The organism is Sediminicola luteus (assembly GCF_002514735.1).
Taxonomy (GTDB): domain Bacteria; phylum Bacteroidota; class Bacteroidia; order Flavobacteriales; family Flavobacteriaceae; genus HQA918.
The window spans coordinates 422,719-435,805 of the sequence record NZ_NBWU01000005.1 but is presented as its reverse complement, the minus strand read 5'-3'; the positions used below and the strand labels follow the sequence as shown (position 1 = coordinate 435,805).

General features: G+C 43.5%; 15 protein-coding genes. 12 read left to right on the top strand and 3 right to left on the bottom strand.

The window, feature by feature from the left end; genetic code table 11:
* The first annotated feature begins 100 nt into the window (after positions 1–100).
* From B7P33_RS17110 to B7P33_RS17095, 4 genes are all read left to right on the top strand, one after another.
* Positions 101–1,564, top strand: a complete 1,464-nt coding sequence (locus B7P33_RS17110; RefSeq protein WP_097443436.1) for a sensor histidine kinase — start codon at positions 101–103, stop codon at positions 1,562–1,564.
* Positions 1,551–1,955 (top strand): response regulator, encoded by a 405-nt coding sequence (locus B7P33_RS17105; RefSeq protein WP_097443435.1) that lies wholly within the window; start codon positions 1,551–1,553, stop codon positions 1,953–1,955. The genes B7P33_RS17110 and B7P33_RS17105 overlap by 14 nt, the downstream gene beginning before the upstream one ends.
* 78 nt (positions 1,956–2,033) lie before the next feature.
* Positions 2,034–3,779, top strand: coding sequence for a M14 family metallopeptidase (locus B7P33_RS17100; protein ID WP_097443434.1), 1,746 nt, complete (start codon positions 2,034–2,036; stop codon positions 3,777–3,779).
* 51 nt (positions 3,780–3,830) lie between these two features.
* Positions 3,831–4,322 (top strand): hypothetical protein, encoded by a 492-nt coding sequence (locus B7P33_RS17095; RefSeq protein WP_097443433.1) that lies wholly within the window; start codon positions 3,831–3,833, stop codon positions 4,320–4,322.
* Between the two features lie 56 nt (positions 4,323–4,378).
* Here the strand turns inward: B7P33_RS17095 and B7P33_RS17090 are convergent, their stop codons facing one another.
* A complete protein-coding gene (locus B7P33_RS17090; protein WP_317042832.1) occupies positions 4,379–4,960 on the bottom strand; it encodes an NUDIX hydrolase in 582 nt (193 codons plus the stop codon).
* A gap of 22 nt (positions 4,961–4,982) precedes the next feature.
* On the opposite strand from B7P33_RS17090, the gene pyrE reads away from it, so the two are divergent.
* Together pyrE and B7P33_RS17080 are read left to right on the top strand one after the other, a co-directional pair.
* A complete protein-coding gene (gene pyrE / locus B7P33_RS17085; protein WP_097443432.1) occupies positions 4,983–5,624 on the top strand; it encodes an orotate phosphoribosyltransferase in 642 nt (213 codons plus the stop codon).
* 3 nt (positions 5,625–5,627) lie between these two features.
* Positions 5,628–6,020 carry an orotate phosphoribosyltransferase gene (locus B7P33_RS17080; protein ID WP_097443431.1) on the top strand — a complete coding sequence of 131 codons (393 nt, stop codon included), beginning with the start codon at positions 5,628–5,630 and terminating at the stop codon, positions 6,018–6,020.
* A gap of 1 nt (position 6,021) precedes the next feature.
* Here the strand turns inward: B7P33_RS17080 and B7P33_RS17075 are convergent, their stop codons facing one another.
* The gene (locus B7P33_RS17075; RefSeq protein ID WP_097443430.1) at positions 6,022–6,750 is read right to left on the bottom strand and encodes a biotin--[acetyl-CoA-carboxylase] ligase; all 729 of its coding nucleotides are present in this window, start codon (positions 6,748–6,750) and stop codon (positions 6,022–6,024) included.
* Between the two features lie 98 nt (positions 6,751–6,848).
* On the opposite strand from B7P33_RS17075, the gene rsfS reads away from it, so the two are divergent.
* The 6 genes from rsfS (at position 6,849) to B7P33_RS17045 (ending at position 11,735) form a co-directional block, all read left to right on the top strand.
* Entirely contained in the window at positions 6,849–7,226 is a 378-nt protein-coding gene (gene rsfS / locus B7P33_RS17070; RefSeq protein WP_097443429.1) for a ribosome silencing factor, read from the top strand.
* 9 nt (positions 7,227–7,235) lie between these two features.
* A complete protein-coding gene (gene ftsH, locus B7P33_RS17065) occupies positions 7,236–9,209 on the top strand; it encodes an ATP-dependent zinc metalloprotease FtsH (RefSeq protein ID WP_097443428.1) in 1,974 nt (657 codons plus the stop codon).
* 57 nt (positions 9,210–9,266) lie between these two features.
* Positions 9,267–9,875: an LUD domain-containing protein gene (locus B7P33_RS17060; protein ID WP_097443427.1), complete on the top strand. Its 609-nt coding sequence runs from the start codon at positions 9,267–9,269 to the stop codon at positions 9,873–9,875.
* 120 nt (positions 9,876–9,995) lie between these two features.
* Positions 9,996–10,817, top strand: a complete 822-nt coding sequence (locus B7P33_RS17055; RefSeq protein ID WP_097443426.1) for a phosphatidate cytidylyltransferase — start codon at positions 9,996–9,998, stop codon at positions 10,815–10,817.
* Positions 10,807–11,466, top strand: a complete 660-nt coding sequence (locus B7P33_RS17050) for a phosphatidylserine decarboxylase family protein (RefSeq protein WP_097443425.1) — start codon at positions 10,807–10,809, stop codon at positions 11,464–11,466. Before B7P33_RS17055 ends, B7P33_RS17050 begins: the two co-directional genes overlap by 11 nt.
* Entirely contained in the window at positions 11,463–11,735 is a 273-nt protein-coding gene (locus tag B7P33_RS17045; protein WP_097443424.1) for an acyl-CoA-binding protein, read from the top strand. Before B7P33_RS17050 ends, B7P33_RS17045 begins: the two co-directional genes overlap by 4 nt.
* Positions 11,736–11,795: 60 nt before the next feature.
* Here B7P33_RS17045 and B7P33_RS17040 read toward each other — a convergent pair whose 3' ends face one another.
* The gene (locus B7P33_RS17040; protein WP_097443423.1) at positions 11,796–13,067 is read right to left on the bottom strand and encodes a sterol desaturase family protein; all 1,272 of its coding nucleotides are present in this window, start codon (positions 13,065–13,067) and stop codon (positions 11,796–11,798) included.
* Positions 13,068–13,087 lie beyond the last annotated feature (20 nt).

Sequence of the window (13,087 nt, the reverse complement as noted above, 5' to 3'; positions counted from 1 at the left end):
TGGTTTTTACACCTACACCACAGCAATTTACATATTTACAACAATTGTAGGTTTTTACCTACATGCATATTTATATTAGTAGGAAATTACTGATTTTAAATTGCGTAAGACACAACAACATACCCAAGCCTACTACATAAGGCAATTGCCCAGGGCGGTAGCTTTTGTAGACACCACCTTACATGTTTCCTTAGCCTCGGACCGTATGGTCGAATGCTTCGGATATGGTAAGCGCGATTTAAAAGGTGAGAGCGTACATGCTCTATTCGATAATATTTCCGACAAATGGCTTAAACAAATGCATGCCGCGCTTCGCGGTAAGGCCAAAAATCGAGGTCGCGAACTTGTACAGACCAAAAATGGGGCGCAATGGATCGAATGGGTACTCGTACCTTGGTACGACGACCATGAAAACATCATAGGTCTCATTCTTGAGGTAGAAGACATTACGACTACCGTGGTTCAGGACAACGCCATTATGGAAGAGGCCGAGACCTTACGTACCTTAATAGACCACCTTCCCCTAAACGTATATATTAAGGACAAAAACTCGAAACGTATTTTGGCCAACCAAGCGGAGGTAGCTTTTTGCGGTTACCACTTTGAAGACGAAGTCATTGGCAAGGACGATTACGACATTTTCGAAAAAGAAGATGCCCAAGAAAGCCGTATGGAAGATATAGAGGTGATGACCTCCATGCGACCGATAATAGACAGGGAAACCACCATCCATAGAAAAGGTAAACCCGCCATGACGGTACTTTCCTCAAAAATTCCGTTACGTTCCGAAAACGGCAATGTAATCGGACTGGTCGGGTTTAGTCACGACATCAGCAATCGAAAGAAAAAAGAGGAAGAGCTGCATAAATTGATCAATCTTTCTGCCGAACAGAACAAAAAACTCATCGATTTTGCCCATATCGTCTCCCATAACATCCGTTCGCAATCGGCAAACTTCTCTATGCTGTTATCATTTTTAAATGAAGAAGGGGACGAAAAAGAGCAAGACAAGATTATTGGCATGTTAACCGACGCCTCCGATCACTTATTGGATACCATTGACAATTTGAACGATGTAGTAACCATTAACAAAAGCCGCGACTATGAATTGGTCGATGTGAACCTTGGTGAAAGTTTGGCCAGAGTTCGCATGGAAATGGAGCAACTGATCGAAAAAAACAATGCCCTGATCCACCAAGAAATCCCTGATGGATTAACCGTTAAAGGATTTCCAAGCTATATAGAAAACCTATTCCGAAACCTGATCAGCAACGCCATAAAATTCAAACATCCCGAACGCAACCCCTTTATTCAAATCTGTGCCACCCAAACCCCAGGATCCATTTTTCTAAGGATCGAAGACAACGGCATTGGTATTGATCTGGAAAAAGATGGGGAAAAATTATTCGGCATGTACAAGACCTTTCACGAAACCCCAGAAAGTAGGGGGCTCGGACTATTCAGAACCAAAAACGAGATCGAAGCCATTGGCGGAAGGATAAAATGCAACAGTGAACCAGGTATTGGTACGGTCTTTAAAGTGTATTTTCATGACATTCGCTAAATCGGTCTACATTATCGACGATGATCCGATTATTGTTTTCGGACTGCGGAAATTACTGAGCCAAATAGGCTTTTCAGGTGGGGTAACCCCTTTCTGTAACGGAAAAACCGCCTTGGACGATATTGAACGTAGCCTTACCCAAAAAAAACGGATGCCCGACGTCATATTTCTTGACATCAATATGCCAGTAATGGATGGTTGGCAATTTTTGGAAGCTTTCATCAATATTCCTATGGACAAGACCATTCGCGTAAACATCGTAACCTCGTCCATAGATCCAGCCGACCGGTACAAAGCCGCCCGTTTCCAAAGCCAGACCGACCACCCCATTTCCTACAACAACAAACCCATTAAGAAAAAAGAAATCCAAGAAATTATGGAGGTAGCCTAGGCCAAAGGTTTTTATTACCTTTAGCCATTGCCTGTACTGATAAGACCAAAAGTACACCAACCTCTATTTCAAGGAACCATGAAAAATCTATACTTCTGTGGCCTCTTTTTGGCCTTGATAGGATGCGAAACGGTAACACAGAACGAAGAACCTGAATTCACCACCGTATTCGAAACTAGCAAGGGTAGTGAAACGGCCACATACCAAGAGACCCTAGATTTCTATATGGCGCTTGCCAAAGAATACCCAGAAATCAACTTTCAAAACATAGGTGAAACCGATAGCGGCTTACCCTTACATTTGGTAACATATAATCCGGAGGGCGAGTTCGATTTTAACAGTATTCGGGAAGAAAAAGCCATAATCTTAGTCAACAACGGCATACACCCCGGGGAAAGCGACGGTATAGATGCCACCATGATGCTCTTTCGGGATTTGGCCAGTGGCAAACTAAAGCAACCTTTAAACACCGTTATTACAGCCATTCCGATTTACAATGTCGGCGGTGCGTTAAACCGTAACAGTTATTCGCGAACCAACCAGAACGGACCAAAATCCTATGGATTTAGGGGCAATGCCCGTAATTTTGACCTAAATCGCGATTTTATAAAATCGGACACCAAGAATGCCCAAACCTTTAGCCAGATCTTTCATTTGGTTAAACCCCATGTGTTTATTGACAACCATGTGAGCAATGGGGCCGATTATCAATACACCCTGACCCATTTATTTACCCAACACAACCGTTTGGGCGGTGCCGCTGGCAACTATTTGGAAAAAGAACTAAGACCTCAACTGGAAAACGCCCTAGAAAAAGATGGTTGGCCCATAACGCCCTATGTAAATGTTTTTGGTCGTACGCCCGATGCAGGCTTTTCGCAATTCATGGATTACTCGAGATATAGTTCGGGCTACACCACCCTCTGGAACACCCTCGGCATGATGGTAGAAACCCATATGCTAAAACCCTATGACCAAAGGGTTAAAGGCACCTATACCCTAATGGAGAAAATGCTAGGTATCGTAGATCCTGAATCTGATAATGTAAAAAACGTGGTAGCGGAAGCCCATAGGCAAATGCTGGAGAAAAAACACTACCCCCTTCAGTGGACCCTTGACAGCACCCAGACCAGAAGCCTTGATTTCAAAGGATTTGAAGGCGAGTGGACCACCAGTGCGGCCACAGGCTTAAACCGACTACGCTACGACCGCTCAAAACCTTTCGAAAAACCTGTCACCTACTACGATCACTATAAACCCGTTGATAGTATTGCTATTCCGGAGGGCTATTTGATTCCAAAACAATGGCGCGAAGTAATAGCCCGACTCGATCAAAACCAAATTGAATATATCGCCTTGGAAAAAGACACGGTTTTAGAGGTAGAATCGTACCGAATCGCCGACTTCGGAACGGCAAAAAGTCCGTTTGAAGGCCATTATATACACTACAATACCCAGGTTAAGGCCACTACAAAAAATATGGCCTTTAAGACTGGAGATCTTTGGGTACCTACCCAACAGGCCGGAATACGCTATCTATTGGAAACCTTGGAACCTCAAGCTCCCGATTCTTTTTTCAACTGGAATTATTTTGACATTATCCTTCAGCAAAAAGAGCATTTCTCTCCCTATGTTTTTGAAGACACGGCCCTCAACATGCTAGAAAACGATAGTTTGTTAAAAAAGGAATTCGATTCCATTCGAACCGCCGACCCTAGGTTAATAGACAACCCCTATAGCCAACTCGATTGGCTGCACAAGCGATCTAAACATTATGAAAAGGCACATTTGCAGTATCCTATTTATCGGGTTCCGAAACAATAGCTTAGGAAATTCAACTCATCACTCCATACTTTGTAAAAAATTAAAAATCATTTGAATAAAAAGATTCGAATAGCATTATTTGCCTTGTCTTTGGCAATTTCATTTAGTTGCGGAGATGTTGTTAAAACAACTTATGGAAATCGCAATCTTTATATCTTTTTCAACGATGCGCCTAAAGAAAGAGAATATTTGATGGTTCTCGAAATACGAAGCGAAAAGCGGAAATTTAGTTATGAATTTTCTGAGAATCCCAAATTGAACATGCTATTTGAGTACAATTCGAATTCGGAAACTTTAAAATTCGGATTTGATGAATATAAGGCCGTCAAAGGATCTGAAATTATGATTGAAGAAATTTCCGGATTACCATTTAAGAAATACGATTTGACTGAACCGATTATAGATGGAACAGGTCCAATTTTATTTAATTCGGAATACGGGGTTTTAGCAATTGGTAATGTTTTGGCACCAGATTTTGTGTATTTACCTCATAATGGTGAATTGAAAACGGCAAATCTTATTCGAGAAAAGCTACACCAATAAAAATCCATTAATCACGTTAGTGCCAGTCTGGGCTATTTAGGTATTTCCTTTTTCAACTAATTCCCCACTTCTGGAAACAACAGTTTAATATTGGCATAGGTATTTCGTAAGGCCTTTCGGGTCTTTTTGGGGCCTTTCCACTTTACCTTGGTAATGCCTTCATCTAACTGAGGCACCAAATCACCGCTAAAGTTGGTTTGCATATGATACCAATGTACCTCCTTGAGTTTCTTAACACCCTTACGTTCCAAAATATGGTAGGTGGTCTGTATAAAATGTAACAATTCAATATCGGCCACCCCGGTCTCTTCCTCTACCTCACGAACTGCGGCCGCTTGCCAACTTTCACCCTTATCGACCTTGCCTTTGGGCAGGTCCCAACGGCCATTGCGTTTTATGAACAGTATTTTTCCTTTTGGGTTTCTTACGACACCCCCAGCGGCAATCTCTAAGGGTAAAATACCCTTGAGTAGCGTAATCACATTATCATGACCTTCCCGGACCAATACCCCATGATCCAAGGAGGCTTCCTCGAGTTTCTGTATCAGTTCGGCCACCCCGTTTTTATCTAAAGGAAAGCTGGGGATATCGGTAAAACCTTCTGCATTGTTCGTCACATACATCGGCCTATCATTCATAAAAACTTTATACATTTGCAGCATGGTTTTAGACAAGGAAACTGCCCAAAAAACGGCAGCCCAATTGCTGCAAATTAATGCAATTAAGTTGAATCCGGAAAGCCCTTTCACTTGGGCCTCCGGTTGGAAATCGCCCATTTACTGCGATAATCGTACGATACTCTCTTATCCTGAGGTACGTAGGTTCGTGGCCCAACGCATGGCCGAACAGATTCGGGAACAATATAAAAATATCGATGCCATTGCCGGTGTGGCCACAGGCGCCATTGGTATTGGTATGCTGGTCGCCGATGCTTTGGAGCTACCTTTCGTATATGTGCGCCCTAAACCCAAGGCACATGGTCGCCAAAACCAGATCGAGGGCTACTTGCCCGAAAACAGTAGTGTTGTGGTCGTTGAGGATTTGATCAGCACCGGGGGCAGTAGCCTAAAGGCCGTAGATGCCCTTAAAAGCAGCGGGGCCAAGGTTTTGGGTATGATCGCGATATTCACATACGGGTTTCCCGTGGCCACCACTAACTTTGAGGAAGCCGGGGTACAATTGAACACCTTAAGCGATTACACCCACTTGTTGGAACTGGCCGCTGCGACCGACTACGTAAAAAAAGAACAATTAGAAACCCTAAGGGATTGGCGTAAAGACCCATCTCAATGGAAAGCTTAAGATATGCATATAGAAAGTCCTAAAAAAACGGTAGCCAAAAGCGATAAAGAGATTTACGAGTTTTTGATCGATTTTAAAAACTTCGAAAAATTGATGCCCGATAACATCAGTAAATTCGAGATGATCAACGACGACCGTTTTGTATTTGCCCTTAAAGGTATGCCAGAAATCGTTCTGCAACGCAAAGAGCAAAACCCAAATGATAAAGTAGTTTTGGGTGCTGCCAGCGACAAACTACCCTTTACCTTATCTGCCGATATTAATGCCGTGGCCGAACAAGAAAGTGAGGTTACTTTAAGTTTCGAAGGAGAATTCAACGCCATGATGGCCATGATGATCAAGGGCCCGATCACCAACTTTATCGGAACACTATCCGAAAATCTGGGAAAACTTTAAACTAATACCGTAGTTTTATTTCCTGAAAGCCAAAGCGCCTTTCGAAGCCATTAGTGGGCAATACCCGAAGTTGGCCCAAATCGGTCACACCCATTATCGTACCTTCAAGGGTTTCTCCCGAAGACAAGTCAAAAACAACCGGCTCTCCTTTTCGGAACAAATGGTGTTCGTAGGTCTGTTTTAAAGCCTTGCCATGAAGCTGAATATCTTTCAGATTATCTTCCAAGGCCATAAGCAAAGCCATTAAAACCGTATCCAGGTCATAGCTATGCCGCATTACCCCTGCCATGGAATTAGCCTTTGGCAGTCCAATAAAAGACCTTTGGTTTACATTAAGTCCGATTCCAATGATACTATGTGCCAGGTAGGGCCCACGCAGCAGGTTTTCGATTAAGATTCCACAAATTTTGGTGTTGCCTGACAAAATGTCGTTAGGCCATTTCACTTTTACATCGGGCAATTCATAATCATTCAACACTTTGAAAAGGGCAAGGGAAACAGCCATATTCACCTGAAACTGATCCTGGGCAGGCAACCCCTCAAAAGGCCACAGCACACTAAATGTCAGGTTTTTACCCGGTTCAGACACCCAGGTATTCCCGCGTTGCCCCCTACCCCCGAACTGGTCTTGGGTCTGCACCACCAAGGGTTTGTCCAAGGATTCTTTCAACAATAAATCCTTCAGGTAAGAATTGGTAGAACCAATGGCATCGATTTTGATTATTTCCATAATGGACAAGGTAGGTTGTTAACACTGACAATCTTATGTTAATTCCAATAGCGAAGAATACAAAAAAAACATAAATTTGTAAAAACTAAAGATATTTAATGCAAGAAACATATGCCAGCGCAGATGGACTGATTACGTCCATTTTATCGGGAATCGAAGAAGTCAAAGGAAACGACATTAGCTTGCTGGATCTTAGAGATATAGAAAACACCGTTTGCGACTATTTCATTATATGCAACGGTACCTCCAATACACATGTAAACGCAATTGTCAACTCAATCCAGAAAACCGTTGGGGAATCTATCGGCGATAAACCTTGGAACGTTGAGGGCATGGAGAATTCTGAATGGGTACTAATAGACTATGTAAACGTAGTGGTACACGTATTTCAGAAACATATCCGTGAATTCTACGACATCGAAAGCCTATGGGGCGATGCCAAGGTAACGGAAGTTGAAAGTAGCTTTAATCAGTAAAAAACAGTAATGGCCAAAGAAAATAAAACAGGTTCTAATAAACCAAGGTTCAGCTCTTGGTGGATATATGGGTTTATCTTAATGCTTATCATCGGCTTCCAGTTCTTTAGGGGCGATTCGATGACCAACAACAAAACCACCCAATCCGAGGTACTTACCTATCTTAGAAATGGGGATATCGACAAGATCCTTATCATAAAGAATACCGGACAGGCAAAAATCTACCTTACCGAAGATGCCCTAAAAAAGCAAGTACATAAAGATGTTTCGGAAAAACCGTTTGGGCTTACACCTGGGTTGACCCCGCAATACATTTTCTCCTATGGCGATCTTCAGAACTTTGAAAACGAGATCAAAACCATTAAGACCACCAATAACCTAGATACGGTTATCGATTACGATATCGAGTCTAATGTGTTGATGGATGTATTGATCTCCTTTCTACCGTTTATCTTGATTATTGGTATCTGGATATACATTATGCGTCGTATGTCTGGCGGTGCCGGAGGAGGTGCCGGAGGACAGATTTTCAATATCGGCAAATCAAAGGCTAAACTTTTCGACGAAAAGACTGATACCCGTACCTCATTTAAAGATGTAGCCGGATTGGAAGGTGCCAAGGAGGAAGTAGAAGAAATCGTATCCTTTCTGAAAAACCCAGACAAATACACCTCTTTAGGAGGTAAAATTCCGAAAGGCGCCTTATTGGTAGGCCCTCCCGGAACCGGTAAAACCCTTTTGGCCAAGGCCGTTGCCGGGGAAGCCAAAGTACCTTTCTTTTCACTATCGGGCTCCGATTTCGTAGAAATGTTCGTTGGGGTCGGTGCTTCTAGGGTGCGTGATCTTTTTAAACAAGCCAAAGACAAATCGCCTTCCATTATTTTTATCGATGAGATCGATGCCATTGGTAGGGCCAGAGGCAAGAACAACTTTACCGGTTCTAACGATGAGCGTGAAAATACCCTGAACCAGTTATTGACCGAGATGGATGGTTTTGGCACCAATACCAATGTAATCGTATTGGCCGCAACCAACCGTGCCGATGTACTGGACAAGGCCCTGATGCGTGCCGGAAGGTTCGATCGCCAGATTTACGTAGACCTACCCGATGTAAGGGAACGAAAAGAGATTTTCGAGGTTCACTTAAAACCGATCAAAACCGCTGAGACCCTAGACGTCGATTTCTTGGCCAAACAAACCCCTGGTTTCTCTGGTGCAGATATTGCCAACGTTTGTAACGAAGCCGCTTTAATAGCCGCCCGTAAAGAACGTAAGGCCGTTACCAAACAAGACTTCTTAGATGCCGTAGACCGTATTGTTGGTGGGTTGGAAAAGAAGAACAAGATCATTACCGCCCGTGAAAAGAAAACCATTGCCTTCCACGAGGCTGGCCATGCTACAGTAAGCTGGATGCTGGAACATGCCGCACCTTTGGTAAAAGTAACCATTGTACCTCGCGGTCAATCTTTAGGTGCCGCCTGGTACCTGCCAGAAGAACGATTGATCGTACGTACCGAACAAATGCTCGACGAAATGTGTGCTACCTTGGGAGGTAGGGCAGCCGAAAAAGTGATTTTCGACGAAATTTCTACCGGCGCCCTAAGCGATTTGGAAAAGGTAACCAAACAAGCCCGAGCCATGGTAACCATTTATGGGCTTAACGATAAATTGGGTAATATTACCTACTACGATTCTTCGGGCCAAAGTGATGCCATGTTCTCCAAACCTTACAGTGAGGAAACCGCCCAGGCCATTGACAAGGAAATTTCGAAGATTATAGAAGCCCAATACCAAAGGGCCATAGAATTGCTCAGCGAAAACAAGGACAAACTTACCGCCTTGGCCGAGCGATTATTGGAAAAAGAAGTTATATTTAAAGACGATTTGGAGAAGATTTTCGGAAAACGCCCCTTTGAAGTTGAGGCCAAAACCGAAGAAGAAACCCAAGCCACTGAAAAAGAAACCAATAGCGAAAAAGAATAGCAATAGTGACCCCTTGGCAGTCGAGGGGTCATAATAATTACGGAATACGGGAACCATATGGGATTGTTCGGAAAATTGTTCGGAGGCGGAAAAAAAACCGATAGTGATACGGTAGAGACCCGTGGTGCCCATATGCCCGATCTCGATATTCCGGTAGATGAGAAGTTCACCATAAATTTCAAACGCAATGGGGGCAAGTTCCTCTATTGCGATTCTTTTTCGGAAATAACCGACGTACTCGACCGTATCATTATAGAAAACCAATGGCAAGACCAGCCCTTCTTTTCTTTGGATACGGAACTGGCCAAACGTTTTATCTCCGAGAATTTTATGTTCACCAACCGTATGGAGGGCACCTCTGTCTTCTTTACCACCTGCGAACACCTTATCGCCCATAATGGCTCTATATTGGTCTCGTCGAACCAACTGCATGGCAAAAAGCTTCAGGAACTACCCGATAATTTTATCGTGTTCGCTACAACCAGCCAATTGGTCGAGAGCATTGGCGACGGCCTTAAAAGCATAAAAAAGAATAGCGGTAACGGTATCCCTGCCAACATTACTACCATAAAGCACTTTAAGGAAAAAAGCGCAAAAGAAGAAGACTTCCTTTCTTATGGCAGTACCTCAAAAAACCTTTACCTATTACTTTTAGAGGATTTTTAGCAGAAGAGCCATGACGACTCTTGTTTTTGCCCAAAATTTTCCGACATTTATCACAGATGGACGCAGGACTCCCTTGAAAATCCTTTCATCTACCCCAGAGACACCCATAAACCTCAACAAATGAAAGAATTACTAAGGCGATTACTTACTGGTGCCGTATACGTGGCCCTGCTGTTATCTACTGTCTTTTTAAGTTCCGACGCCTTCGATTTTCTTTTTATGATTTTCGGCCTCGCCTGTATCTACGAATACAAGCGTATGCTCAAAGTGAGTGGGTACCATATCTTTTTGGCCTATTTGATCCTTTGGTGGGCCTATATCTATTTAATCACACCGGCGCTTTCGGGTTACCCTTGGTGGATTGGAGCTCTATTGTTCACCACCTTGGCTACCGATTTGGCCCTATTGTATTATTTGTTCTCTAAAAAGAAAAAGGTATTCAATCGCCTTACCCAGTTTTTGATTGGGGTATTCTATATTGGTGGGGGCTGTATCTTTTTGACCATGATTCCGTATAGACCTGGTGGCGAATTCGCTTCTTTTCTTATTATGGGCATTTTTATACTCATTTGGGTTAACGACTCCTTTGCCTATTTAGTAGGAAAAAGCATAGGACGCACCAAATTATTCCCTTCCGTATCGCCTAAAAAAACCATAGAAGGTTCTTTGGGCGGACTAGTGTTTTCATTAATTGCCGGATATTTTTTGGCTGGTTATTACACCCCCCTCTCTACCAGCCAATGGCTTATATTAACCGTGGTCGTGGTAATCAGCGGTAGTTTGGGCGATTTGGTAGAATCTAAGTTTAAACGCGATGCCGGTGTTAAGGATAGCGGGGCCATACTTCCGGGCCACGGAGGTATGTTAGACCGGTTGGATAGTCTTATATTTGCGGCACCATTTGCATATTTCACCTTAAATCTGTTCGATTATGTTCCATAAGGAAGGACAAAAGATCATCCTGATTACTTTCTTTATTGTAGTTGCCGCCGTGTTGGCCTCGGAGTACTTTATAAGCATACCTTGGTTACGCATGAGCGTCCAAATTCTTGTCTTGGTCTTTTTGGTATTGATCCTACAGTTTTTTAGGAACCCAAAACGCAAGGTAACCAAAAGCTTCGACGAGATCTTGGCCCCAGTAGACGGTAAGGTAGTTGTTATCGAAGAAGTGGAAGAGCCTGAATATTTCAAAGGTAAACGTCGCATGGTCTCCATCTTTATGTCACCCTTTAATGTGCATGTGACCCGTTATGCGGCCAGCGGGGTCATTAAATATTCAAAATACCACCCCGGTAAATACCTAGTAGCCTGGCACCCCAAGGCCAGTGAAGAAAATGAGCGTACCACCGTAGTGATCAACACCCCTAAATTCGGCGACATCCTTTACAGGCAGGTAGCCGGGGCCTTAGCGAAAAGAATCGTAAATTATGCCGAGGAAGGCGATAGCGTGCATCAAGGGGAAGATGCCGGCTTTATAAAATTCGGATCGCGGGTAGACCTTTACTTGCCACTTGACTGTATTGTAACCGTAAAATTGGACCAGAAAGTAACCGGAGCCAAAACTTGTATCGCCGCCATTAAGGAAAAATGAGCAAAGCAGGATCAACATTGCGGGAACGTTTCGAAGAGGCCGTGGCCTTTATGAACAGTTACACCCACCCTTTACCTGCCGATCTGCTTTTGAAAATTTACGCCTACTACAAAATCGCGAACAACAATTTCGATCACCCGGGCAGTCGTAAACCCTTGATCAACGCCTTTAAGATGAATGCCCTGATCCAAGCCCAGGAAATCACGGAAGACCAGGCCATGGAAATGTATATCGAAGTCACCGATACCGTTCGTAACGGCACCTATTAGGTATCCTAAATGCTTCCTTATATCCCACCGGTACCGCAAACTGCCTAAACCCATTATGGATTAAGCCAAGGCCGCCCGATAACCGGCACCTTTTCGATCCTTTAGGGTAAAGTACACACCCCCCACTAACGATATCAGCATAAAAAAGACAATGAGGGCATTGCCCCAAGACAGGTAATTTTCGATGCCGAACCAACTTCCCTGGCTCCAAATTAATGCGATACCCCCCAAGCTTTTGACCGCCTCGATCCACATACCCGAGTATTTACGATCCATTAGTGAGGTATAACCGTACACCCCGACAAAAACAAAGGCGCCATAAAGCAAGAGTTCATTTCTACTAAGATTATCGAAATTATAGAACATGAACATCATCAATGCGGTATTGGCCAGTACTTGGAAAATGGAATACCACTGCAAGGCCGTGGAAGCCGGTGGCATATATTTTTTAAAATTGTAGACATCTTCGATTATGGCAACCGGGTATTTTTGGGCCACATCGGCAGGGCGCCAACCCGTTGGCATAAACCATATACGCAATTTATCCCAAAAGCTATTGGTACGCCAGGCATCTTTGATCAAACGCCATAGATGTTGAAAATTAATTAAAATTGGGTTCCAGGTGGCGGCAGGCTTCAAAACACCATATTGCGGAGGCACATCGTCCAATTCTTCTTGATAGGTACCGAACATAAAGTCCCACCAAGGAAAAATCTGACCTAGGTTTTTATCAATATACTCCGGGTTAATCGCATGATGTACACGGTGCTGCGATGGAGTTATGATCAAGTATTCGAGAAAGCCCAATTTACCGATATGGCGGGTATGGTACCAAAACTGCCCAAATAGATGTAAGGGACCTAATACGGCCACCACTTTTTGGGGTACCCCCAAAATTGCGGCCGGAATCAAAAGAATGGCCCCATACTTAAAAAAGGTCGAAATGGACTGCCGCAGGGCGCAGGCCAAATTGAACTCTTCACTACTATGGTGCACCACATGTTCGTTCCAGAAATAATTGACCTTATGCGCCAACCAGTGGTTTACATAACCGGCAAAATCCAGCGCGATAAACCCGATAACGTAGGTTAGCCAAGTGCTTTTTACCTCAACTATGGCCAAATGTTCTACCAAATAGGTATAGCCTATCAATCCAATACCTAGGCCCAAGGTATCTTTTATGATATTGGTGATACCCGAACTCAAACTAGACACCGTATCCATAACATTGTGCATTTGGTTTTTTACGAAGTAACCATAGGCTATTTCGATCAGCACCATAATCACGAACAACGGAATGGCATATAACAATACGGAGGCATAGGTTTGCATGGCAACGTCTTTTTGGGTGA

Bases quoted from the DNA above. Each gene is read 5' to 3' on its own strand.
- B7P33_RS17105 (WP_097443435.1), top strand. From the start codon at position 1,551: ATGACATTCGCTAAATCGGTCTACATTATCGACGATGATCCGATTATT.
- B7P33_RS17100 (WP_097443434.1), top strand. From the start codon at position 2,034: ATGAAAAATCTATACTTCTGTGGCCTCTTTTTGGCCTTGATAGGATGC.
- B7P33_RS17090 (WP_317042832.1), bottom strand. From the start codon at position 4,960: ATGAATGATAGGCCGATGTATGTGACGAACAATGCAGAAGGTTTTACC.
- pyrE (WP_097443432.1), top strand. From the start codon at position 4,983: ATGGTTTTAGACAAGGAAACTGCCCAAAAAACGGCAGCCCAATTGCTG.
- B7P33_RS17080 (WP_097443431.1), top strand. From the start codon at position 5,628: ATGCATATAGAAAGTCCTAAAAAAACGGTAGCCAAAAGCGATAAAGAG.
- B7P33_RS17075 (WP_097443430.1), bottom strand. From the start codon at position 6,750: ATGGAAATAATCAAAATCGATGCCATTGGTTCTACCAATTCTTACCTG.
- rsfS (WP_097443429.1), top strand. From the start codon at position 6,849: ATGCAAGAAACATATGCCAGCGCAGATGGACTGATTACGTCCATTTTA.
- ftsH (WP_097443428.1), top strand. From the start codon at position 7,236: ATGGCCAAAGAAAATAAAACAGGTTCTAATAAACCAAGGTTCAGCTCT.
- B7P33_RS17060 (WP_097443427.1), top strand. From the start codon at position 9,267: ATGGGATTGTTCGGAAAATTGTTCGGAGGCGGAAAAAAAACCGATAGT.
- B7P33_RS17055 (WP_097443426.1), top strand. From the start codon at position 9,996: ATGAAAGAATTACTAAGGCGATTACTTACTGGTGCCGTATACGTGGCC.
- B7P33_RS17050 (WP_097443425.1), top strand. From the start codon at position 10,807: ATGTTCCATAAGGAAGGACAAAAGATCATCCTGATTACTTTCTTTATT.
- B7P33_RS17045 (WP_097443424.1), top strand. From the start codon at position 11,463: ATGAGCAAAGCAGGATCAACATTGCGGGAACGTTTCGAAGAGGCCGTG.
- B7P33_RS17040 (WP_097443423.1), bottom strand. From the start codon at position 13,067: ATGCAAACCTATGCCTCCGTATTGTTATATGCCATTCCGTTGTTCGTG.